General features: G+C 59.5%; 21 protein-coding genes and 3 tRNA genes. 9 read left to right on the top strand and 15 right to left on the bottom strand.

From position 1 onward, the window contains the following. Window positions 1-58: 58 nt before the first annotated feature. Entirely contained in the window at window positions 59-1021 is a 963-nt protein-coding gene (locus ASE39_RS19480) for an ABC transporter permease (RefSeq protein ID WP_057272226.1), read from the bottom strand. A gap of 208 nt (window positions 1022-1229) precedes the next feature. On the opposite strand from ASE39_RS19480, the gene ASE39_RS19475 reads away from it, so the two are divergent. Continuing rightward, complete coding sequence (locus tag ASE39_RS19475) at window positions 1230-1487, top strand: YfhL family 4Fe-4S dicluster ferredoxin (RefSeq protein WP_057272225.1); 258 nt, start codon at window positions 1230-1232, stop codon at window positions 1485-1487. Between the two features lie 74 nt (window positions 1488-1561). Here the strand turns inward: ASE39_RS19475 and pth are convergent, their stop codons facing one another. The 7 genes from pth to ASE39_RS19440 form a co-directional block, all read right to left on the bottom strand. Further along, window positions 1562-2170: an aminoacyl-tRNA hydrolase gene (gene pth / locus ASE39_RS19470; protein ID WP_057272224.1), complete on the bottom strand. Its 609-nt coding sequence runs from the start codon at window positions 2168-2170 to the stop codon at window positions 1562-1564. A 158-nt stretch (window positions 2171-2328) separates the two neighbouring features. Then, window positions 2329-2961, bottom strand: coding sequence for a 50S ribosomal protein L25/general stress protein Ctc (locus ASE39_RS19465; protein ID WP_010461878.1), 633 nt, complete (start codon window positions 2959-2961; stop codon window positions 2329-2331). Between the two features lie 164 nt (window positions 2962-3125). Then, window positions 3126-4100: a ribose-phosphate pyrophosphokinase gene (locus ASE39_RS19460; RefSeq protein WP_010461875.1), complete on the bottom strand. Its 975-nt coding sequence runs from the start codon at window positions 4098-4100 to the stop codon at window positions 3126-3128. A 56-nt stretch (window positions 4101-4156) separates the two neighbouring features. Further along, a tRNA-Gln gene (locus ASE39_RS19455) sits at window positions 4157-4233 on the bottom strand. 30 nt (window positions 4234-4263) lie between these two features. After that, the gene (gene ispE, locus ASE39_RS19450) at window positions 4264-5121 is read right to left on the bottom strand and encodes a 4-(cytidine 5'-diphospho)-2-C-methyl-D-erythritol kinase (protein WP_057272223.1); all 858 of its coding nucleotides are present in this window, start codon (window positions 5119-5121) and stop codon (window positions 4264-4266) included. Between the two features lie 36 nt (window positions 5122-5157). Then, window positions 5158-5676 carry a lipoprotein insertase outer membrane protein LolB gene (locus ASE39_RS19445; protein WP_010461870.1) on the bottom strand — a complete coding sequence of 173 codons (519 nt, stop codon included), beginning with the start codon at window positions 5674-5676 and terminating at the stop codon, window positions 5158-5160. A gap of 17 nt (window positions 5677-5693) precedes the next feature. Beyond that, window positions 5694-7472: a tetratricopeptide repeat protein gene (locus tag ASE39_RS19440; protein ID WP_029413880.1), complete on the bottom strand. Its 1779-nt coding sequence runs from the start codon at window positions 7470-7472 to the stop codon at window positions 5694-5696. A 29-nt stretch (window positions 7473-7501) separates the two neighbouring features. Between ASE39_RS19440 and mutM the strand changes: the two genes are divergently transcribed. The 3 genes from mutM to mutY all read left to right on the top strand — a co-directional run bounded on the left by mutM (window position 7502) and on the right by mutY (window position 11452). Then, window positions 7502-8317: a bifunctional DNA-formamidopyrimidine glycosylase/DNA-(apurinic or apyrimidinic site) lyase gene (gene mutM, locus ASE39_RS19435; protein WP_057228783.1), complete on the top strand. Its 816-nt coding sequence runs from the start codon at window positions 7502-7504 to the stop codon at window positions 8315-8317. A gap of 106 nt (window positions 8318-8423) precedes the next feature. Next, window positions 8424-10385, top strand: coding sequence for a dynamin family protein (locus ASE39_RS19430; RefSeq protein WP_010461864.1), 1962 nt, complete (start codon window positions 8424-8426; stop codon window positions 10383-10385). Next, window positions 10382-11452 (top strand): A/G-specific adenine glycosylase, encoded by a 1071-nt coding sequence (gene mutY / locus ASE39_RS19425; RefSeq protein ID WP_057272222.1) that lies wholly within the window; start codon window positions 10382-10384, stop codon window positions 11450-11452. The genes ASE39_RS19430 and mutY overlap by 4 nt, the downstream gene beginning before the upstream one ends. A gap of 21 nt (window positions 11453-11473) precedes the next feature. On the opposite strand, the gene rapZ is transcribed toward mutY, so the two are convergent. From rapZ to ASE39_RS19410, 3 genes are read right to left on the bottom strand one after another with little or no spacing between them, the layout of a single operon-like run. Beyond that, entirely contained in the window at window positions 11474-12337 is an 864-nt protein-coding gene (rapZ, locus tag ASE39_RS19420) for an RNase adapter RapZ (protein ID WP_010461862.1), read from the bottom strand. Continuing rightward, window positions 12337-14007 (bottom strand): DNA repair protein RecN, encoded by a 1671-nt coding sequence (gene recN, locus ASE39_RS19415; protein WP_057228780.1) that lies wholly within the window; start codon window positions 14005-14007, stop codon window positions 12337-12339. The genes rapZ and recN overlap by 1 nt, the downstream gene beginning before the upstream one ends. A gap of 2 nt (window positions 14008-14009) precedes the next feature. Beyond that, window positions 14010-14906 (bottom strand): NAD kinase, encoded by an 897-nt coding sequence (locus tag ASE39_RS19410; RefSeq protein WP_057228779.1) that lies wholly within the window; start codon window positions 14904-14906, stop codon window positions 14010-14012. 28 nt (window positions 14907-14934) lie between these two features. On the opposite strand from ASE39_RS19410, the gene hrcA reads away from it, so the two are divergent. The 4 genes from hrcA (at window position 14935) to greB (ending at window position 16992) form a co-directional block, all read left to right on the top strand. Then, complete coding sequence (hrcA, locus tag ASE39_RS19405; RefSeq protein ID WP_010461859.1) at window positions 14935-15939, top strand: heat-inducible transcriptional repressor HrcA; 1005 nt, start codon at window positions 14935-14937, stop codon at window positions 15937-15939. A 52-nt stretch (window positions 15940-15991) separates the two neighbouring features. Continuing rightward, window positions 15992-16068 (top strand) — tRNA-Ile (locus ASE39_RS19400). Between the two features lie 207 nt (window positions 16069-16275). Further along, window positions 16276-16352: transfer RNA gene (locus ASE39_RS19395), tRNA-Arg, on the top strand. 79 nt (window positions 16353-16431) lie between these two features. Continuing rightward, the gene (gene greB, locus ASE39_RS19390) at window positions 16432-16992 is read left to right on the top strand and encodes a transcription elongation factor GreB (protein WP_057272221.1); all 561 of its coding nucleotides are present in this window, start codon (window positions 16432-16434) and stop codon (window positions 16990-16992) included. Between the two features lie 66 nt (window positions 16993-17058). On the opposite strand, the gene ASE39_RS19385 is transcribed toward greB, so the two are convergent. The 4 genes from ASE39_RS19385 to ASE39_RS19370 form a co-directional block, all read right to left on the bottom strand. After that, a complete protein-coding gene (locus tag ASE39_RS19385) occupies window positions 17059-19338 on the bottom strand; it encodes a bifunctional (p)ppGpp synthetase/guanosine-3',5'-bis(diphosphate) 3'-pyrophosphohydrolase (RefSeq protein ID WP_029413878.1) in 2280 nt (759 codons plus the stop codon). Window positions 19339-19434: 96 nt separating this feature from the next. Further along, window positions 19435-19638: a DNA-directed RNA polymerase subunit omega gene (gene rpoZ, locus ASE39_RS19380; protein ID WP_005794722.1), complete on the bottom strand. Its 204-nt coding sequence runs from the start codon at window positions 19636-19638 to the stop codon at window positions 19435-19437. Between the two features lie 16 nt (window positions 19639-19654). Then, a complete protein-coding gene (gene gmk, locus ASE39_RS19375; RefSeq protein ID WP_057272220.1) occupies window positions 19655-20275 on the bottom strand; it encodes a guanylate kinase in 621 nt (206 codons plus the stop codon). 36 nt (window positions 20276-20311) lie between these two features. Next, entirely contained in the window at window positions 20312-21229 is a 918-nt protein-coding gene (locus ASE39_RS19370; RefSeq protein ID WP_082615515.1) for a YicC/YloC family endoribonuclease, read from the bottom strand. Between the two features lie 75 nt (window positions 21230-21304). Here ASE39_RS19370 and ASE39_RS19365 point away from each other — a divergent pair, with 75 nt between their 5' ends. Continuing rightward, entirely contained in the window at window positions 21305-22321 is a 1017-nt protein-coding gene (locus ASE39_RS19365; protein ID WP_007855567.1) for a serine/threonine-protein kinase, read from the top strand. Window positions 22322-22369: the final 48 nt, after the last annotated feature.

Here is a 22369-nt window from a genome sequence, read left to right as displayed (position 1 = left end):
CCAGGCCACTGGTGGCGTCCCCCTGGGAGGAAGGCGCGGAGCGACTCAGGGGGGTACTTCATATATCGCTGGCTTTGACGCGGGGGTCGATCACGGCATAGAGGATGTCCACGACGAAGTTGACGATGACCACCATGGCGGCGAGCAGCATCACGCAGTTGCGCACCACGATCAGATCGCGATTGGAAATCGACTGGAAGATCAGGCGGCCGAGGCCCGGCAGGTAAAACACGTTTTCCACCACGATGGTGCCGGCCAGCAGGTTGGCAAACTGCAGCCCCATCACGGTGATCACGGGGATCATGGCGTTGCGCAGCACGTGGCCCCAGAGCGCGGCGCGCTGCGACAGCCCCTTGGCGCGTGCGGTGCGCACGAAGTCCTCGCGCAGCACCTCAAGCACGGCCGAGCGCGTGATGCGCGCCAGGATGGCGGCTTGCACCACGGCCAGTGCGATGGCAGGCAGGAGCAGGGCCTTGAGGGCTTCGAACGGGCTGCCACCGGCGTCTTCCGTCCAGCCCGGAAAACCACCGGCCGAGAACCACTGCAGCTTCACCGAAAACAGCAGGATCAGCAGGATCGCGAACCAGAAATTGGGAATGGCAATACCGATCTGTGCCAGCCCCATCACACCGACATCACCCAGCTTGTTGTGGCGGGATGCCGCATACACGCCTGCCGCCAGTGCCAGCACGGTGGTGATGACCATGGCCATGAGGGCCAGTGGCACCGTGAGGGCCAGGCGCTCCAGCACCAGGTCGAGGACGGGTGAGCTGTAGGCATAGCTGTCGCCCATGTTGCCCACCACCAGCCCACTGACCCATTGCCAGTAGCGCAGGCTCGCCGGTTGGTCCAGCCCCAGTTTGCTGGCCAATGCGGCAACGGCCTCTGGCGAGGCATCGGGGCCCATCAGGATCTGGGCGGCATTGCCCGGCAGGATTTCGAGCACCAGGAACACGACGATGGACGCGCCAATCAGCGTGGCCAGGAGGGTGGTAAACCGCTTGAGAAAAAACAGGCCCATGGGTGAGGTGGGTGAGGAGAGGGGTAGGGCGCGCGGGCGTCAAAATTAATGTGTATACACAGCATAACGGTAAAAACATCCCCGTCAGCGGTGGTGGGTTGCAGTGTGGCATGCAAGGCACATGCCACCAGCGCGGGATAATACGGAGCATGAACTGCGCTGCGTACCCCCTTGCCATTGTTTTTGGCCCCGTGCCCAAGGAGGCCGTATGGCGCTGATGATCACCGACGAATGCATCAACTGCGATGTGTGCGAGCCCGAGTGCCCCAACCAGGCGATCTACCTGGGGCAGGAGATCTACGAGATCGACCCCAGCAAGTGCACGGAATGTGTGGGGCATTTTGACGAACCCCAGTGCGTGCAGGTCTGCCCCGTCGCCTGCATTCCCGTGAACCCACAGCATGTCGAGAACCGCGAAACCCTGTGGCAGAAGTTCCAGCGGCTGCAGGTGCCTGCGGCCAGCTGATCTTCTGGTATTTTTAGGCCCTGGCGCTTACCTATGAAGCGCTGATAGCTATCAAAATAATAGTATTTCCGTGCTCAGTCTTCCACCGGGCGGGGTGGCTTGGGGCGGGGTGGTTTGGTGGTGTGGATGAGCAAGGTGGCCTTGTCCATCTCGCCCGCCAGCATGGCCGGGTAGGCTTTCAGCGAATGGACGATGCTGTCTTCGATCAGTATGCGCTGGTCAGGGGAGGGCTTCTTGAGCACCCAGTTGGCGACTTCGCTTTTCACGCCTGGGTGGCCGATGCCTACGCGCAGGCGCCAATAGTCGGGTGAGCCCAGCTGGCCGTGGATGTCTCGCAAGCCGTTGTGGCCTGCGTGGCTGCCACCGCGCTTGAGTTTGACCTGGCCCGGTGGAATGTCCAGTTCGTCATGCACCACCAGGATTTCTTCGGGCTGGATCTTGAAGAAGCGCGCCAGCGAAGCGACGGACTTGCCCGAGAGGTTCATGAAGGTCTGGGGCTCCAGCAGCCACACGCTCTGTCCGTGCACCGTGGTGCGTGCGACGAGCCCGTGGTAGCTGCGCTCGGGCACCAATGTGGCCTTGAGTTCACGCGCCAGCGCATCAATCCACCAGAAACCAGCGTTGTGGCGGGTGGACTCGTAGTCTGGCCCCGGGTTTCCAAGGCCTACAAACAGCTTGATCATCTGCGCGATTATCCGTGGGGGTTGTGGATGGACGTGGGGCCTGTCCATGCCGGGCGCCGTTGCCAATGAGAACGGCCCACACAGGTGGGCCGTTTTCATTGGCCAGCACCGCCAAGGCGGGCTGACCGGCACGCAGGAAAAAACCTGCGGCTTGAAGATTACTTCTTGCCCTTGCCCTTCTTGGCATCGGCGGCAGGAGCGGCTTCGACGGGGGTTTCGACCACGACCACAGGAGGAACCACAGACACCAGCACGGGGTTGTTGTTCTGGCCACCACGGATCTTGGCGGTCACGCCCTTTGGCAGCTTGATGCTCTTGAGGTGCAGTGACGAGCCCTTTTCGAGGGTGGACAGGTCCACAGCGATGAACTCTGGCAGGTCCGAAGGCATGCAGGTCACATCGAGTTCGTTCACGATCGGGTTGACCATGCACTTGTCGACCTTGACGGCAGGCGATTCTTCAGCACCGGAGAAGTGCAGTGGCACCTTCATGTGCAGCTTGGTCTTTTCGTCCACGCGCTGGAAGTCGATGTGCAGCACGAGTTGCTTGTAAGGGTGGTACTGCACGTCGCGCAGCAGAACCTTGGCGGTCGTGCCGGCAACTTCCATGTCCAGCACGCTGGAGTGGAACGCTTCCTTCTTGAGGGCGTGCCACAGTGCGTTGTGGTCCACCTCGATGAGTTGGGGTTCGGTGGTGCCACCGTAGACGATGCCAGGCGTCTTGCCCGAATTGCGCAGACGGCGGCTCGCACCCGTACCTTGCTTGGCGCGCTCAAAAGCGACGAAGTTCATAGTTAGCTCCTGAAAGGACAGACCGCGACCAGTCTTGCCCTGTTGTAAAAAGGCCTGTTGTGCCACTGTTTGGCAGCAGGCCCACGCAATGTCCTCGAACAGACAAGCCTCCCGAAGGAGGCCTGCGTGCAATCCAGTCTGCAACGCTCCCGAAGGGAAGCGCGTCAGAACAGGTTGTCTTGGTCCGAGAACAGACTCATCACCGACTCACCCTTGGCAATGCGCTGGATCGTCTCTGCGATCAGCGGGGCCACGGAGAGTTGGCGAATCTTGGTACATCCCCGGGCGTTGTCGCTCAATGGGATGGTATTGGTCACCACCACTTCGTCGAGGGCCGAGCCCTGGGCGATGCGTTCGATGGCAGGACCCGAAAAAATGGGATGCGTGCAATAGGCGTACACCTTTTTGGCGCCGCGCTCCTTGAGCACTTCTGCCGCCTTCACCAGCGTGCCGGCAGTGTCGATCATGTCGTCCATGATCACGCAGTTGCGACCTTCGATCTCGCCGATCACATGCATCACTTCCGACACATTGGCCTTGGGGCGGCGCTTGTCGATGATGGCCAGATCACAATTGAGCTGCTTGGCCAAAGCGCGGGCGCGCACCACGCCGCCCACGTCAGGAGAGACCACGATCAGGTCTTCGTAATTCTTCTGGCGCAGGTCACCGAGCAACACGGGCGATGCGTAGATGTTATCCACCGGAATGTCGAAGAAACCCTGGATCTGGTCGGCATGCAGGTCCATGGTCAGCACGCGGGCCACACCCACGGCCTGCAGCATGTTGGCCACTACCTTGGCGGTGATGGGCACGCGCGAAGAGCGGGGACGACGGTCCTGGCGGGCATAGCCGAAGTAGGGGATCACGGCGCTGATGCGTTCTGCCGATGCACGCTTGAGCGCATCGACCATGATCAGCAGTTCCATGAGGTTTTCGTTCGTCGGAGCGCAGGTGGACTGCACCACGAACACATCCCGCGCACGAACGTTTTGCTTGATCTCGACGGTGACCTCGCCGTCCGAGAAGCGACCGACATCGGCAGCTCCGAGGGTGGTTCCGAGGTGTTGGGCAATTTCAGCTGCCATGCCAGGATTGGCATTGCCGGTGAAAACCATGAAGTCGGGTTGATTGCCTTGCATGAGCGTCCCAGCGGTCTGAAAAAAAAGCCCGTACTGCGCGTGAGCGAGAAGAAATTTGGCAGGGGAAGAAGGATTCGAACCTTCGCATGCCGGAATCAAAATCCGGTGCCTTAACCAGCTTGGCGACTCCCCTACACAGGTCAACTGCCGAGGGCAGCTAACCTTAATTCTTGTCTGATGCCCAGCCTGCCAGAGGATGAACCATCAGATTTTCACATTCTTTGACTTGCCAGCCCTGTGGAGCTCCACTCAAATCAACCGCATGTGACATCTGCGCAAACACTGCACTGCCTGAACCTGTCATCCGGCCTTGCAATCCTCGGACCCTGAGCCAATCAATGGCTTCGGTGACCTCGGGGCAAAGTGCCTGGGCAACTGGCTGCAGGTCGTTTCGACCGAAGTCAAAATGTGTTGCAGCAAAGCCTAAGATTGTAGCACTATCTGAATCACGTTTCAAACTTGGCGACGAAAAAATTGCTTTTGTCTCCAAACCTGCTGCGGGCTTCACGATAGCGAAACGCGCTTGCGGTAGTTGCTGGGCTTTCTCAAGCGGCGTGATTGTCTCACCAATTCCTTCGACCCAGGCGTTGTGGCCACGTAAAAAAAATGGAATGTCGGCTCCGAGCTTCAGCCCAATGGTTTCCAGTGCTGATCGCGACAGGTTCAGGCCCCACAGCCGGTTGAGGGCGAGCAAGGTCGTGGCCGCATCTGAAGAGCCGCCTCCCATGCCGGCTTGCGAGGGGATGCTTTTCAGGACGCGAATGTGCGCGCCAAGCGCGCAACCGGTGGCTTGCTGCAATGCAAGCGCCGCTTTGATGGAGAGATCTATCTCCGGCAGTGGAGTGCCCAAGTCTTCGCGGGTGATCCCGCTTCCTGCGCGGCGCTCGAAATGAAGGGTGTCGCACCAGTCGATCAGCATAAACACCGACTGAAGCAGGTGGTACCCGTCGGCGCGTTGCCCCGTGATGTGGAGGAAAAGGTTGAGCTTTGCCGGAGCCGGCACGTCATACAGGGATTGCATGGCAACGAACAGTGCGCGATGAAGGTGTCAGGAAGGTCAGCGAGTCAGGGCGAGGCGCAACGTGGCCTGTGGCGCGGGGTCGTCGCGATGCGCCACCAGCCGTCCCTGTTCGAGGGCTGAAAGGTCGGCCCTCCAGCCTGGCGCGGTAGTTTGTAGGCCCTTGAGCCAGTCGAACAACGCGGCGACGGGGATGCTTGTACCGGTCACTTCTTGCAGCAGTGCATCGAGTGAATCAGAAGAGCGCGTCTCTTGAGCGCTGATCAGTTGTGCGTGGCCATCTTTCCATTCCAGCTGCGCAAGACGGTTGCCCAGCGGGCTGATCAGTGCGAGTCCGCCTCTCTGGGCATTGCCTCGGAGTTCAAACATCGCCGAGAACGACTGGGATGCCTGTCCTTCCACTTGCAGGGCGATTCGTCCGCTCCATGCGTCTTCCTCGCCTGCCGGGCTCGGTGGCGGCTGCGCGCAGCCAGCCAGCCACAGCGCGCATACGGCCCACAAAAACAGCCCCATGAGGCGTTGAGCGAGCAACTGGCGGGCCAGCCGGTGGAAGGGCATTCTTTGCCCGCCCTCCATCAAAAGTTCACCCCGAGGCGCGTCAGCGTTTCTTTCAGGGTTTCGTTGTCAGGACTCGCGCGCCGACCTTCTTTCCAGACTTTGACCGCAGCGTCCTTGTCCCCGAGGCTCCAGAGTACCTCGCCGAGATGTGCTGCAATTTCTACGTCCGGGCGGGCTTTATAGGCGGTTTCAAGGTGTCGCCGAGCTTCTGCCTTGTTGCCCATGCGAAATTCCACCCAGCCCAGGCTGTCCGTAATGAACGGATCTGCGGGTACGAATTCCAGCGCCTTGAGAATCAGCTGTTTGGCTTCTTCCAATCGCACGCCTCGGTCTGCCAGCGAATAGCCGAGGGCGTTGTAGGCATGGTGGTACTGGGGCTTCTGGGCAATCACCTGCCTCAGAAGTTGCTCCATTTTTTCGGGCTGGCCGGCCTTTTCGGCCAGCATGGCTTGGTCGTAGACCAATTCCGCGTCATCCGGCGCGAACGCAACAAGTTCGCTCTGGACTTTGTAGGCATCCTGGTAGAGCCGCAGGTCGCGCAGCAGCTGCACTTCGGCCAGCAGCTTCATCCGGATTTCGTCGGGCGAAGTCCCCGGCAGATTGCGCAAGAGCGCCCTTGCCTGGGCGACTTTGCCCTGCCGTGCCAACAGGGATGCGCGGCGGCTTTGCGCGCCGAATACTTCGTCCACGTTGTCGATGCGACCGAGCCAGGCCTCTGCGGCTGCAAAATCCTGCTTCTTCTCCGCGATCTGTGCGTACAGTAAATAGGCCTGCGTCAGACCTTTTTGGCGCACTTCTGCATCGGTAGAGGCAGAAACTAGTTCCATGAAGCGCCGCAACGCGTTTTCCGCAGCTGGCAGCTGGTTGTCCTGCAATTGCAGAGTGGCCAGCACCAACCAGGCCTCCACCAGTTCCGGTTTCTCCTTGGTGACATATTCCAATTGGCGGCTGGCGTCTGGATAGCGCTGCAAGCCCAGAAGAACCCGCGCATAGGCCATGCGCAATTCCGGCACCGGCTGTTTGGCCAGTGCTTGCGCCACCAGGGTTTCAGCCTCAGGCGTGTTCTCCTCCATCAGTTCAAGCGCCAGCCTGGCTGCGTCTTCATTGGCGCTGTCCAGTACCTGTGCTCGCTGCGCTGCATTCAATGCGCCCGATTTGTCACCTGCCGCTAGACGAAGGCGCCCCAGGGAGACCCAGGCCACAGGTCCTGTTGCGGGGTGTGCGAGCTCGTCCACTAGGGCTGCCTCCACCACTTTGGCCGCCAGGGCCTTGTCGCTCGCACGTCCGTACATTTGAGGGAGTGCGGAAAGTGTCGAGGCCTTCGCACGCGGAGGGGACTGGGCGAGTTCCTGGCGCAATAGATCGGGCGTTTCACCGATCCTGTTCAGTGCAACCAGAATTTGCAGTACATAGCGGTTTGCTTCGCGCGATTGGGGTAGCGCTTCCTTCCATGCCTTGGCTGCTGCCAATGCATATTCGCCCGACCGCGACTGCAAAGCGATATCAGCGGCCCTTTGGTAGAGCTGACCGTCAACGCTGCGGCGTGCCGCCTCCAGCATGAAGGCATAGCCAGCCCCCGGGTCACCTGTCCGGGCGCTGATTTCGCCCAGAAAAATCTCATAGAACAATTCCGCATCCAGCGCCGGATTGGATGTCACTGCAGAGTCGTTTGTGGCGGGGGGGCTGTCACCGCCCGTTGGTTGTGCCCATGCTGAGTGGGCGGATACTGCAAAAACGGTAGTCAATGCGGCAATCCGAAAGCTGTGAAATAGCACCATCGGGTCATAATAATCCATGCCTGTTAACCCATTGCCGGGGTCTTTGTATGCCTGAGTTGCCCGAAGTGGAAGTGACACGCCGCAGTTTGGTCTCGGCCATCACGGGCGCGCGCATTGAGGCGGTCAACCTCGGAAAACCTTTGCGCTGGCCTTTGGGTTGTGTTCCGCAGGCTTTGGTGGGGCAGCACGTGGTTGGTTTGCGTCGGCGCGGTAAATACCTGCTGGCTGACATCAGCAATGGGGTCCTGCTTTTGCACCTGGGAATGTCTGGAAGCCTGCGCTTCAGCCAGGGTTTGCCTGCGGCGGGAGTTCACGACCACTTTGACATGCTGACCAGCGAGGGGACCCTGAGACTGCATGATCCGCGTCGGTTTGGTGCTGTGGTTTACGTTCAAGGAGAACACGACCCTGTTGCGGTCAAGCTGCTGGGTGGGTTGGGAATGGAGCCACTGTCAGATGCGTTTTCACTCGCAGCTTTTCGGATCGGACTGAAAAAGAGCCAGATGCCCATCAAGCAATTGCTTCTGGCTGGCCGGCTGGTGGTGGGGGTCGGCAATATCTATGCATCGGAAGTGCTTTTTTTGGCTGGAATCCGCCCGACGACCCGCGCTGCACGCATCGGGGTGGAGCGGGTGCACAAGCTGCACTCCGCCATTCGCACTGTGCTGACACGGGCCGTGGAGATGGGGGGCAGCACGTTGCGCGATTTTTCGAATGCAGACGGAATGGCCGGCCACTTCCAGACCCAAACCAATGTTTACGGGCGCGATGGAGCACCATGCCATGTCTGTGGCACTCCGATACGGGTGCTTCGCCAGGGGCAGCGGAGTACCTATTTTTGCCCTGTGTGCCAGCGACCCTGAACCAGACTGACCGCAAATTCCTGGTTCTATTACGGCCCGCGGGCGGTCGATGCTATATTTTGTGTATGCCTGCCTTGTAGGCCATTCTTAGATCTCTGGGAGCAAAGTGGGACCTTCATTCAACGAACAGTTCGACCAGCATGGTGCGTGGCGGCGTGAGTTCGCCCAGCAACTCAAGCGGCTGGCCGAGTGGATGTCCTCGCACGAGCTCATGGACGCTGCTGTCCATGAGCGGTTGCACCGTCTGGAGGAACAGGTTCGCAGTGACAAGGTCATGGTGGCTTTTGTTGCCGAATTTTCGCGCGGCAAGTCCGAGCTGATCAACGCAATCTTTTTTGCGGACTATGGTCGCCGCATCATGCCTGCGAGTGCAGGGCGCACCACCATGTGCCCTACCGAACTTGGCTACGACGCGAGTTTGGCCCCCAGCCTTCGATTGCTGCCAATTGAAACCCGACTGCAGATGCAGAGCTTGGCCGAGTGGCGGGTCAAAACCGAACGATGGCAGGAGATTCCCCTGGATGTTGGAAACGCGGACCAGATTGCCAAGGCGCTCGAAAAGGTGGCCGAAGTGCGAAAGGTCAGCCTGGAAAACGCGCGCGCGTTGGGCTTCTGGCACGATGACCTGACAGATGAAAACCCCGTGCCTGATGCTCAGGGCCTGGTGGAGGTGCCCATGTGGCGCCACGCCCTTATCAATATTCCCCATCCGTTGCTCAAGCAGGGGCTGGTGATTCTGGATACGCCAGGGTTGAATGCGGTTGGGGCGGAACCGGAGCTCACGGTCAATCTCATTCCGCAAGCGCATGCGGTTGTTTTCATTCTGAGTGCCGACACCGGGGTTACCCGTTCCGATCTGTCCATCTGGCGAGAGCACTTGGCCATTTCCGCAGACAGCATGGATGCCCGATTGGTGGTGCTCAACAAGATCGACACGCTGTGGGACACGCTCAACTCCGCTGAACAGGTGCAGGCGCAGATGGAGCGCCAATGCCGTACGTCTGCAGAGATGCTCGGGGTTCCGTTGGACAGGGTTGTGCCCGTGTCTGCGCAGAAAGGCTTGGTCGCCAAGATCACGGCCGATGACCTTTTGCTGGAGACCAGCGGACTCCCTGTTCTGGAAGAGGCATTGGCCAAAGGCATCATGGGCCGGCGGCAGTCTATTTTGCGGGCAGCCGTGGCCAACGGAGTCGCCAGTTTGCGCACCGAGACATCACGGGTCATCAATATCCGGCGCAGGGATCTCGATGACCAGATGGCCGAGTTGCGAAGCTTGCGGGGCAAGAACGCGTCGGTGATCGAATCTATGCGCCATCGCATCGAACAGGAGCAGCGGGAGTTCGATCTGAGCACTTCCAAAATCCAGGCGGTGCGCGCGGTTCATCTGAAACTTCTTCGAGATGTGTTTCAGCAGTTGGGTGCCAAGGCGCTCAAGGCCGAGCTTGCAGAGTTGGCTCAGACGCTGCAACAAAAGGGACTCAAGCTGGGGGTGAAGAAAATCTATCTCCAGACTTTCGACAAACTGCGCGGCACGCTGGACAAGGCACAAGCGTCGGGAACCGAGATCCAGGCCATGCTGGGCGGGACATTCAGGCAACTCAATGCCGAGTTTGGATTTTCTTTGCAAGTGCCGTCGCCGCCGCAACTGGAACACTTCACGCACGATCTGAATCAGATCGAACAAAGCCATCTCCAGTACCTTGGCATGGGGAACGCATTAAAGCTCGCTCAGCCCGAGTTTGCGGAGCGTCTGGTCCGGGCTTTGGCCATGCGCTTGCGGACAGTGTATGAGTCGGCTGCAAACGATCTGGAACTGTGGAGCAAATCTGCTACGGCCCAACTGGATGCGCAGCTGAGGGAGCGTCGCCGCAGTTTCGCACGTCGCATCGAAGCCGTAGATCGCATTCAGCAGGCTGCCAGTGGCTTGGTGGAGCGTATTGCGGAAATCGAGGCGAGTGAGGATGAGTTGGTCCAACTGGAGCACAGGTTGCAGGAACTGACATCCCAGCTCGTCGCTTTGCCCGGCCTTGACGCCATGAACCCGGATAGCCATCTGGTATCTGCATGAGTGCCCTGGATCGGGACGGCGTAGCTGAGCTTGTAGTTGCCTGGCAGGGGTCACACGGTCGCAACCATCTGCCCTGGCAGCAGACGCGTGATCCATACAGGGTTTGGCTGTCCGAGATCATGCTGCAGCAAACGCAGGTGACCACGGTGCTCGACTACTACGCGCGTTTTCTTGTTCGCTTTCCTGACGTGGCTGCCTTGGCACGAGCAGACCAGGACGAGGTGATGGGCCTCTGGAGCGGGCTGGGCTACTACACCCGAGCCCGCAATCTGCACCGCTGCGCCCAGCAGGTCGTTGCGGAACACGGAGGCTCTTTTCCCCGTACTGCCGAGATGCTGGCTGCGTTGCCGGGCATTGGCCGTTCTACAGCTGGGGCGATTGCCGCTTTCTGTTTTTCTGAGCGTGTTCCTATTCTGGATGCCAACGTGCGCAGGGTGTTGACGCGCTTTCTCGGTTTTGAGAAAGACCTTGCATCGTCGGGAAATGAACGTCTGCTCTGGAATGAAGCGGAGTCCCTGCTCCCTCAGAGAAATTTGCTCACGGCCATGCCCCGGTACACCCAGGGGCTCATGGATCTTGGCGCGTCGATTTGCACGCCACGAGCGCCACGTTGCGGACAGTGTCCGTTGACAAACCGTTGCGTGGCAGCCAAAGGCGGAGACCCCGAGCGCTACCCCGTCAAGATCCGCCGGTTGGCACGCCGATCAGAATCTTGGCAACTCCTCGTTCTCCTGAGTTCCGGAGGGCGGGTGTGGTTGCAGCGTCGCCCTTCGGTGGGCATATGGGCTGGCATGCACTGCGTCCCGGTCTTTGCCGATAGCACCTCATTGCGCGGATATGTTGCATCTTTGGGAGATGCATCCCGCATTTCCTGCAACGAACTTCAGCCTTTCCTCCACGTGCTGACGCACAGAGACTTGCATCTTCACCCCGTCGTGGTATCTGGCAGCATTCCCAACCAACCCACGGAAGAGGGTGCGTGGTTTGGTGTTGACGAATGGGCCTCTATTGGCCTGCCTGCGCCCATCCGCAAGCTGCTTGATTCGATGCAGGCGCAGTTGTGGTGAACGGAGCTGGGGTCGTGTGCACTAACGCCCATCCAACTCGCGGTGCCTTTTCAGAGTGGTCCAGCGATTGCTCAAAACCTCGGCGAGTTGCTCTACCAAATAGACGGAGCGATGCTGGCCGCCGGTGCAACCAACGGCTACCGTCACGTAGCTGCGGTGGTTCCGATCAAGCATTTCCAGCCAGTGCGCCAGGAATTGCTCAATGTGCGCTTGCATAAGTGATACGTCCGGTTGCTGGCTGAGGAAGTGTGCAACAGGTTCGTCCAGCCCGGTCAAATCGCGCAGCGCAGGCTCATAGTGTGGATTGGGTAGCATCCGTACGTCAAAGACGTAGTCCGCATCCATCGGTATGCCACGCTTGAATGCAAAAGACTGGAATACCAAGGTCATCTGTCCCCGCGTGGTGACAAGCAAACTCTTCACATAGCTTTGGAGTTGCGACGCCCGTATTGTGCTTGTGTCGATGACATGCGACTGCTCACGCAGTTCGGCCAAGAGTTCCCGCTCCAGCTCAATAATCTGGACTAGCGCCCTACGCCCCTGCTGAAGGTCATCGTGCGACAGGGGGTGGCGTCTGCGCGTTTCTGAAAAGCGTCGAACCAGCGTATCAATGGTTGCATCCAGGAAAACCGATTGCACCGACACCCCCTGGTTTCTTAGTCGGCTCAATTCCTGCGGAACCTGATGCAGCGAGGTAGCGCTGCGAACGTCCATCGCGATGGCCACGCGGTTCGCATGGTGGCGGTGCTCCAGCGCCACAAAAGCTGGCAGCAGTTCCGGGGGGAGGTTGTCCACGCAGTAGTACCCGGCATCTTCCAGGGCGTGCAGCGCAACGGACTTCCCTGAGCCTGACATACCCGTGATCAGGACAATTTCAAGCGCCATCAGCTACGTCCTTCCGGTGCCGCGACGGCGAGATCCAGCATCTCCCGTGCGTGCGCAAGCGTAGTGCCGGTGGAGCGCTCACCGCCTAGCATGCGCGCAATTTCCGTGACGCGGTGCTCGCCTTGCACCATCGATACCGTGCTGGTGGTACCTTTAGGGCTCTTGTGTTTGGAGACCTTCAGATGGTGGTGTGCGCAGGCTGCCACCTGTGGCAGGTGGGTCACCGCGAGCACTTGGCGATCTCTGCCGAGTTGCTGCATCAGGCGCCCCACCGTTTCTGCCACCGCGCCCCCTACGCCAGAGTCCACTTCGTCAAATATGAGGGTGGGGGCCATGCCCAATTCACTGGTTGTCACCGAGATGGCCAGCGAAATGCGAGATAACTCACCGCCCGAGGCGACTTTGCCAATGGGTTTGGGCGTCATGCCAGGGTGACCTGCCACGAGAAATACCACGTCATCGATACCATGGGACGAAGGCTCCTGTGCCTTCGCAATAGATACCTCGAACTTGCCACCTTCCATGCCCATGCCCTGCATGGCTTGCGTAATGGCATTGGACAGTTTCGGCGCTGCTTTTGCACGTCTCAGGGAGAGTGCCCGTGCCGATACGTGGTAAGCCGTGGCACTGGAGGCCTCCGCAGCCTCCAGTTGTTCCAAGTCTGTAGCAGCGTCCAGCCGACGCATCTCTTCTTTCCAATTCTGGTGCAGTGCGGGCAGCTCTGCGGGCGTGCGTTTGTACCTGCGCGCCAGCGTCATCCAGAGCGAGATGCGGGTGTCGAGTTCAGCCAGGCGTTGTGGATCGATTTCGGCATGCCTCAGGTACAGCTGCAGCGAGTGGAGGACATCGCCGGCTTGCGCGAGGCTAGAGGCAAGGATGTCTGCGAGATTGGCGAACTCAGGCTCAATGTGCTCATGGCTTTGCAGGAGATCGTGTGCGCGTGTGAGCCCTGTAAGTGACCCTGTCTCTTCATCTTGAAGGGCTTGGATGGCCCCCTCGGCTCCATCCAGCAGCGCTTGCGCATGCGAGAGGCGTCTGTGCTGTGCATCGAGGTCTTCCCATTCGCCCTCCGCAGGCGCCAGCTTGCCCACCTCATTGATTTGCCACTGCAGGCGCTCACGCTCCTGTTGCAAAGTAGCTTGAGCCAGGCGCGCTTGCTCCAACGCCTTTTGGTCCGAGCGCCATTGGGTCCAGCGCACTGCAGTTTCTGCGGTGCGCACACCTGCAAATGCGTCCAGCAGACCTCGCACCGATTCTGGTTTTGTGAGGCTTTGCCATGCATGTTGGCCATGGATGTCCAGCAGGCTGTCCCCGACGGTTCGAAGCTGAGTTGCAGTGGCTGGCGTGCCGTTGATCCACGCCCGGCTTTTGCCCTGGGAGTCCACCGTACGGCGTAGAAGCAACAGCTCGTCAATGTCGAAACCCGCCTCGTCAAGCCATGGGTGCAGATGGGCAGGGCAGTCGAATTCTGCACAAAGGTCTGCTTTATCAGCACCCTCGCGAACAACGCCCGCATCCGAGCGTGCCCCCAGCACAAGCTGAAGTGCATCAATCAGGATGGATTTTCCAGCGCCAGTTTCTCCGGTCAGCACGGTGAAACCAGAAGTTAGTTCAAGCTCCAGTGCCTGAACAATCACAAAATCACGCAGGGTAATCCGCCTGAGCGCCATGGTCAGGAGCCTCCTTCATTCCAGCGCAATTTTTTGCGCAGAGTGGCAAAGTAGTTCCACCCTTGCGGGTGAAGAAACCGCACGCAGTGCTCCGACCTTTTGACCAGAATGCGGTCGCCATGCAGCAGAGAGGCCAGCGACTGCATATCAAAATTAGCACTGACATCCCGACCGCTCACAACCTCGACAGCCACTTCGGCGGCATCCGACAGCACAATGGGGCGGTTGGAGAGCGTGTGGGGGGCGATGGGCACCAGCACCCATCCAGGAATGGAGGGGTGAAGCATAGGCCCCCCTGCAGACAAGGAGTACGCCGTTGACCCCGTTGGTGATGCAATGATGAGCCCGTCTGCGCGCTGGTTGGCCACAAAGCGTCCATCAACCTCGACTCGCAATTCCACCATGCCCGAAGTCGCGCCACGGTTCACAACAACGTCGTTCATCGCAAGGGCTTCAAAGACGATGCGCTCGTCGCGCACAACTGTCGCGTGCATGAGCGGCCTCAGGTCTTCTTCGTATTCGCCTTGAAGCATGGGTGGCAGTGTGGCTTGGTACGTGTCAAAAGGAATGTCGGTGATGAAGCCTAAACGCCCCTGATTGATCCCAATCAGGGGCGTGCCAAACCGCGCCAGCCGTCGGCCTATGCCCAGCATGGTGCCGTCACCACCTACCACAAGGCCCAGGTCGCACCGGCGGCCTATCTCGTCTACATTCAGGACTGGGTATTGTGTGATTCCGGTGTTGCTTGCGGTTTCTGCTTCCAGCACCACTTCGCAACATTCGCGTTCAAGAAAATGGGCGATGTCTTCCAGGGCGTGGCGGGAACTGTCACTGAGGGCGCCTGCCGACGAAGCTTGGTATTTGCCTATGAGTGCGACACGGCGGAAATTGGACGTCATCGCGAAATTACATCATTAAAATCATTCCATGCTCGATGACCGTGCCAAGTTGTTGCTTAAAGCGCTGGTCGAGCGCTACATCGCCGATGGACAGCCCATTGGGTCGCGGACTCTGTCGCGCGCGTCGGGGCTGGATCTATCCCCCGCCACCATTCGCAACGTCATGGCAGATCTGGAGGAGTTGGGGCTGATCGCGAGTCCCCATACTTCTGCAGGGCGCATCCCTACTGCTCGGGGCTATCGGCTATTTGTAGACACCATGCTGACAGTGCAGCGGGACCCATTGACCCCTCCGCAGCTTGCGCCCGAACAGCCGCAGAAGGTGATCGCGAACGCAGCACAGTTGTTGTCCAATCTATCGCAGTTCGTTGGTGTTGTGATGGCGCCCAGGAGGACCTCTGTGTTTCGCCACATCGAGTTCCTGAGATTGTCCGAGCGACGATTTCTGGTGATCATCGTCTCGCCGGAGGGCGACGTTCAAAACAGGGTGATCTTCACGGATGTGGACTACACCCAGTCACAACTCATTGAAGCTTCCAACTTTCTGAACGCGCACTATGCAGGGCTCGAGATGGAGCAGGTGCGTGAGCGCCTGAAATCGGAGGTGGATGTGCTGCGGGGCGAGATCGCTTCGCTCATGCAGGCTGCGGTGAACGTGGGTTCTGAGGCTCTGTCACAAGCGCAGGACGAGGTAGTGATTTCTGGTGAGCGCAACCTTCTGGCTGTGAGCGATTTTTCCAGTGACATGGGAAACCTCCGGCGCGCCTTCGATCTGTTCGAGCAGAAAACGCAGATTCTGCGGCTGCTCGATATCTCTAGCCAGGCAGAGGGAGTGCGCATCTACATTGGCGGGGAAAGCCACGTGGTGCCGTTTGAGGAGCTTTCTATCGTGAGTGCGCCGTATGAGGTCGATGGCAAGGTAGTCGGTACTTTGGGTGTGATCGGTCCTACGCGCATGCCTTATGACCGGATGATTCAGATCGTGGACATCACATCAAAACTGGTGTCCAACGCACTCAGCTATCGCAAGTAAAGCCCCCTACAATACGGCGCTTGCCCCGTTGTATAGCGCTGGAGCATGGCTTGGGGCGTTAGCTCAGTTGGTTAGAGCAGAGGACTCATAATCCTTTGGTCGTTGGTTCAAGTCCAACACGCCCTACCACCCATCATTCGAGTGGGCGATCATCACGGTCACAGCCAGTTTTCTTGTCGCAATGTGCGCCATTCCTCTTTTGGAGTCTCTGGAGTGCATTACAATCTTGGCTTGTATTGAGTTGAGCTTTTACTGAACAGGCCCATGCGGCATGGAGCTGGTAAAAAAAGTTGATTTCAAGGGTCGCCAAGAAATCATGCTATAATTCAAAGCTTAGCGGCTGTAGCTCAGCTGGATAGAGTACTTGGCTACGAACCAAGGGGTCGTGGGTTCGATTCCTGCCAGCCGCACCAATGTTTAAAGCCTGCAATCGCAAGATTGCAGGCTTTTTCATTTGTCCAAGCGCTTTGCGCTTGTCGGGGAGATCTGGCGATGAGCAAGGCTTTTACCAAAGAGGCAGATGGCGGTGACGACGACGAGTTGGCACTACCCCCATTGCCTGCGGGCGGCAAAAACTACATCACCCCTGTGGGCTATGCGCGCCTGCGGGATGAGCTGTTTGATTTGATTGACAACGAGCGGCCCAAGATGGTGGATGTTGTGCATTGGGCTGCCAGCAACGGTGATCGGTCCGAAAATGGCGATTACCTGTATGGCAAGAAGCGCCTGCGCGAGATCGACCGCCGCATACGGTTCTTGACCAAACGGCTGGAGATTGCCGAAGTCGTAGACCCCAGTCTGCATGCGGGAAGTGATCAGGTGTTTTTTGGGGCTACCGTGACTTATCGGGATGATGAGGATGTGGAGCGCACGATCACCATCATGGGAATTGATGAGGCAGACAGCCGAGAATCGCAGGTGAGTTGGATTTCACCGGTCGCCCGCGCACTGTTGAAAGCTCGTGTGGGTGATGAGGTGCCACTGCCAACCCCGGGCGGCGCTCGCAATCTGGAAGTGATGGAAGTGCGGTACCCGCAGCCGCGCACAGCGTAGCAGCCACCCTCGGGTGGGGGCGAGGCGCTATGAAACAGGCGCTGCTTTCCTTGCGGGAAGCGCCTGTCAGGCCTGTGGTGTGATTCTGGCGACGCGGATGACTGCCTGAGTGCGGCGCAGATTTTTTAGTGCCAGTTCAAGGTGGGCCTGATCACGCACGGCCACGATAAAGCGCAGATCGGTGGTGTCAAGTGCGGCTTCGTCATCCATGTCAACGTGGGTGATGTCAGCCTCTGAATTGGCCAGCTCCGCAGCCACTCGGGCCAGCACCCCCTTGCCATTGGTCACGGTGACAACAACACCGGTCTCGAACATGCGCGTGGGCTCGTCAGACCAGTCCACGGCGATGAAACGCTCGCTGTCCTTGTGCTGGAGGCGCTTTGCCACTGTGCAGTGCACGTTGTGCACCACCAGCCCCTCTCCCCGTCCGAGGTAGCCCACAATACTGTCGCCGGGCACCGGGCGGCAGCATGATGCGTACTGTACCGATGCGTTCTCGCTGCCGTCCAGGGTGACTGCTCCTTGGGACAGCGTTTCATGGGACGTATAGCGCTCCCGCGTCATGAGCAGTGCATCGGGGCGATGGCCATGTTCGGACATCAGCACCATGAGCCGCTTGGCCACGATGCTGGCGATCCGCTTGCCCAGGCCCAGGTCCGTCATCAGCTCGCTGCGGGTGCGGTTCCCTGTAAAACGCAGCAGCTTGTCCCACATGGGTTGGGTCTCTGCATCCAGGGGGGGCAACTGCTCCAGGCCTTCCGCTCGGATGGCTTGGGTCAGCAGTTTTTCGCCCAGTCCTTCAGATTCAGTCTGCGCCAAGGTCTTCAGGTAGTGCCGGATCTTGGAGCGCGCGCGGCCTGTGCGCACAAAACCCAGCCAGGCCGGGTTGGGGGTGGACACGGGCGCCGTGATGATTTCCACGACGTCGCCATTCTTGAGTTCAGTGCGCAGGGGCACCTGCTCGTTGTTGATCTTGGCCGCCGTTGTGCGGTCGCCGACGTTGCTGTGGATGGCGTAAGCAAAGTCCACCACAGTAGCCCCGCGAGGGAGCGCCATGATCTGGCTCTTGGGGGTGAAGACATAGACCGCATCCGGGAAAAGGTCCACCTTCACATGGTCCCAAAACTCTGCGGCATCGCGGGTCTCGTTCTGGATGTCGAGCAGGGACTGCAGCCACTTGGTCCCCAGCCGTTCGGCCGAAGTGCCATCGCCGTCCTGTGCTTTGTACAACCAGTGCGCTGCCACACCGGCCTCGGCAATGACGTGCATCTCGTCCGTGCGCATCTGGAATTCAATGTTCACACCGGAGGGCCCCACCAAGGTGGTGTGCAAGGATTGGTAGCCATTGAGCTTGGCGATGGCGATGTGGTCCTTGAACTTGCCAGGAACCGGTTTGTACATCTGGTGGAGCACGCCCATCGCGGTGTAGCAGTCCGTCACAGTGGGCACGATCACCCTAAAACCGTAGATGTCCGTGACCTGGGCAAAACTCAGGTGCTTGAGATCCATCTTTTGGTAGATGGCGTACAAAGTCTTTTCGCGGCCTGCGAGGCGCACCTTCATGCCAATCTTTGAGAAGGCGGCATCCACTTCGGTTTGCACCTTCTGCACCAGGTCGCGCCTGCGGTTGCGAGACTTGTTGACAGCCTTGGAGAGGGTGGCATAGCGCCAGGGGTGCAGGTGACGGAAGGCCAGGTCCTGCAATTCCCGGTAAGTCTGGTTGAGGCCCAGGCGGTGGGCGATGGGGGCGTAGATTTCCAGCGTCTCCGAGGAGATGCGGCCCCACTTGCTACGTGGCATGTCCGACAGCGTGCGCATGTTGTGCGTGCGGTCCGCCAGCTTGATGAGAATCACGCGCACATCGCGTGCCATGGCCAGCAGCATCTTGCGGAAAGACTCGGCCTGGTTCTCTTCGCGGGTGTTGAACTGCAGCTTGTCCAGCTTGGTCAGCCCGTCCACCAGTTCGGCCACGGGGGCACCAAAGCGGTCGATCAGGTCGGCCTTGGTGACGCCACAGTCTTCCATGGCATCGTGCAGCAGTGCCGCCATGAGCGCCTGGGCGTCGAGCTTCCAGGTGGCACATTGTGCTGCTACGGCAATGGGGTGCGTGATGTAGGGCTCGCCGCTGTTGCGCAACTGGCCCAGATGGGCCTCATCAGCGAAACGGTAGGCTTGGCGCACCTGTTCTATGCTGATCGCGTCCAGGTAGTCAAGACTATCTGTCAGCGCAGCAAAGCTGGCCGCCGCCGCATTGGCGGCCGCTGCGGCTGCTGACAAGGTTCCCGCCGTTGGCACTTCACCGGGTCGGGCTTGCGTTGCAGAAGGTGAATTGAGCACCGCGTTCATGCCTTAAATGTAGCGCGGGAGCGCATCAGACGACTTCGGGGCAAAAAAAAGCACCGCTGTCGCGGTGCTCTTTGCGGGCTGCGCCCAGGAAAAAATTCAACCGGGAACCTTCTTGAGCATTTCCAGGCCGACCTTGCCTTCGGCGATCTCGCGCAGGGCGGTCACGGCGGGCTTGTTGCGGCTTTCGATGCGGGGGGCATGGCCCTGGCTCAGCATGCGGGCACGGTACGTGGCGGCCAACACGAGCTGGAAGCGGTTGGGGATCTTTTCCAGACAGTCTTCTACAGTGATGCGTGCCATCGTTTTACTCCGGGATTCAGGTGATATTGAGCGACTGGAAGGTGTCAGCACGGGCGCGGCGCTGGGCGGCGTACTTGAGTCGCTGGGCGTGAACTACGGCTTTCAGGTCGAAAAGCGCGCGCTCAAACAACTCATTGATTATAACGAAGTCGAATTTGCTCACCTGCGCCATCTCTGTAGCCGCATTTTTGAGGCGGATTTCGATCACTTCCGGGGAGTCTTCGCCCCGGCGTTCCAGACGCGAGCGTAGCTCTTCCCAACTCGGCGGGAGGATGAAGACCAGAAGGGCATTCGCAAAGGCCTCCTTGATCTGTAGTGCGCCCTGGAAGTCGATTTCCAGGATCACATCCGAGCCCTGAGCGATGCGCTCCTCGATGGCTTTTTTGGAGGTTCCGTAGCGGTTCCCGTGGACGTGTGCCCACTCCACGAAGGCATTGCCCTCCACCATGGCGTCAAATTCGGACTGCGATGCAAAGTAGTAGTCGCGGCCATGCTTTTCCTGACCACGTGGCGCGCGGGTGGTGTGGGAGATCGACAGGTGGACATGGGAGTCCAACTCCAGCAAGGCTTTGACCAAGCTGGATTTGCCGGCACCACTGGGAGCCGCAACTACGATGAGATTTCCGGGATAGTCCATAGTTGATGTGCGCTAGGCGCTATCAAAAAATGAGTATTACTCGATATTTTGCACTTGCTCGCGCATCTGTTCGATCAGCACTTTCATGTCCACGCTGATGCGGGTCAGGTCGAGTGCGGCAGATTTGGAGCCCAGCGTATTGGCTTCGCGGTGCAGTTCCTGGATCAGGAAATCCAGGCGCTTCCCCACTTCGCCGCCCTTCTTGAGCAGGCGTTCGATCTCATCCAGGTGGGAGTCCAGCCGGGTGATCTCCTCGGCCACGTCGATGCGGATGGCAAAGGCCGTGGCTTCTGTCAGGGCACGGTCGCGCGCTGCTTCGGGCAGGGTCGCGCCGTCGGTCAGGGCCATGGCTTCCTTCCAGCGCTCCATGAAGCGCAGCCGCTGCTGCTCGACCAGCAGGGGAACCATGGGGACAGCCTGCTCTGCCAGGGCGCGCAATTGCTTGACCCTGTCCAGCAGCATGGCAGCCAGGCGCTTCCCCTCTCTTTCACGGGAGGCCATCAGGGCTGTCAGGGCTTCTTCCGCCAAAGCAGGCACGGCTTCACTCCAGTCTTCAGAGCCCGATGGCGCATTGGCGCAAAGGCGCAGGGCGTCGGCCACCGTGAGGGGCGCCGCTGTCGGCAGCCAGGCCTTGACGGAATCCTGCAAAGAGTTGAGCCGCTGCAGCAGCCGCGCTGGCGGGTCTTGCAAGGTGTTGCTGTCCTCGTTCTCCAGGGCAGCGCGGACTTCGACTTTGCCGCGCTTGAGGCGGGCCGTCAGCAGGCTGCGCAGTGCGGGCTCCATGGCACGCAGTTCATCGGGGAGGCGGAACGAAAGGTCCAGGAAGCGGCTGTTGACCGAGCGGATTTCCAGCCCCAGCCGGCGCGACTGGGGCGCGCGGGCGTCGGTTTCAGCGCCAGTGGCAGATGCGCCATGCTGTGCGCTGGCGTATCCGGTCATGCTGTAAACTGGCATTGGACTTTTTGATGGTTGCTTGCGATCCGGCGATTATCCGGGTTCCGCTCCACCCCCGAGTCATCTTCGCAAAATATGTCAAAAATCAAGCCGGCTCCTCTGCCGCCCGATACCGCAATAGGCGGCTACCGCGTGGTGCGCCGGTTGTCTTCTGGCGGCTTTGGTGTGGTCTATCTGGCCCTCGATACCGAGGGGCAGCAGGTCGCCATCAAGGAATACCTTCCCTCTTCGCTGGCCACGCGTGCGCCGGGCGAGTTGTTGCCCAAGGTGCAGTCTGAAAAGCTGTCGCTTTATCGGCTGGGCCTCAAGAGCTTCTTTGAAGAAGGTCGCGCGCTGGCGCAGATTTCGCACGCCTCCGTGGTGAGCGTGCTCAACTTCTTCCGTGAGAACGAAACCGTCTACATGGTGATGAACTATCTGGAGGGCGCCACCCTGCAGGACTTCATCATCACCGCACGCGATCTCAAGACGCAGAAGGTGTTCCGCGAATCCACCATTCGCTCGCTTTTTGACGAAGTGCTGCGCGGCCTGCGCATCGTGCACCAGCACAAGATGCTGCACCTCGACATCAAGCCTGCCAACATTTTCATCACCGACGACAACAAGGCCGTGATGATCGACTTTGGCGCGGCGCGCGAGGTGCTTTCCAAGGAAGGCAACTTCATTCGCCCCATGTACACCCCCGGCTTTGCCGCGCCCGAGATGTACCGCCGCGATTCGTCCATGGGCCCCTGGACCGACATCTACGCCATTGGTGCCTGCATCTATGCCTGCATGCAGGGCTTTCCGCCCAACGAGGCGCCCCAGCGCATCGAGAAAGACCGCTTGTCGCTGGCGCTGACCAAGCTGCGCGGCGTTTACTCCGACAACCTCATCGAGGTGGTGGAGTGGTGCATGGCACTTGATCCGCTGTCGCGCCCACAATCCGTGTTCGCCCTGCAAAAGGAGCTGAGCCGCGAGGGCGAGCGCCGCTACACCAAGCTCACGGTGGCCGAGAAAATGCGCCTGCAGCTTGACACCTTGGTGTCCGACACCAAGAAAAATGTGCAAAAGGTGGGTGAAGCCACCGGTATCGGGGCCAAGCCCAAATGAACACGGCTCACGCAAAGCGGGTTCGGGCAAGGCACATGTTCATTGACG

Origin of the sequence: Acidovorax sp. Root267 (assembly GCF_001429215.1) — a bacterium.
Classification (GTDB): Bacteria; Pseudomonadota; Gammaproteobacteria; order Burkholderiales; family Burkholderiaceae_C; genus Acidovorax; species Acidovorax radicis.
This window is presented reverse-complemented; position numbering and strand designations above follow the sequence as displayed.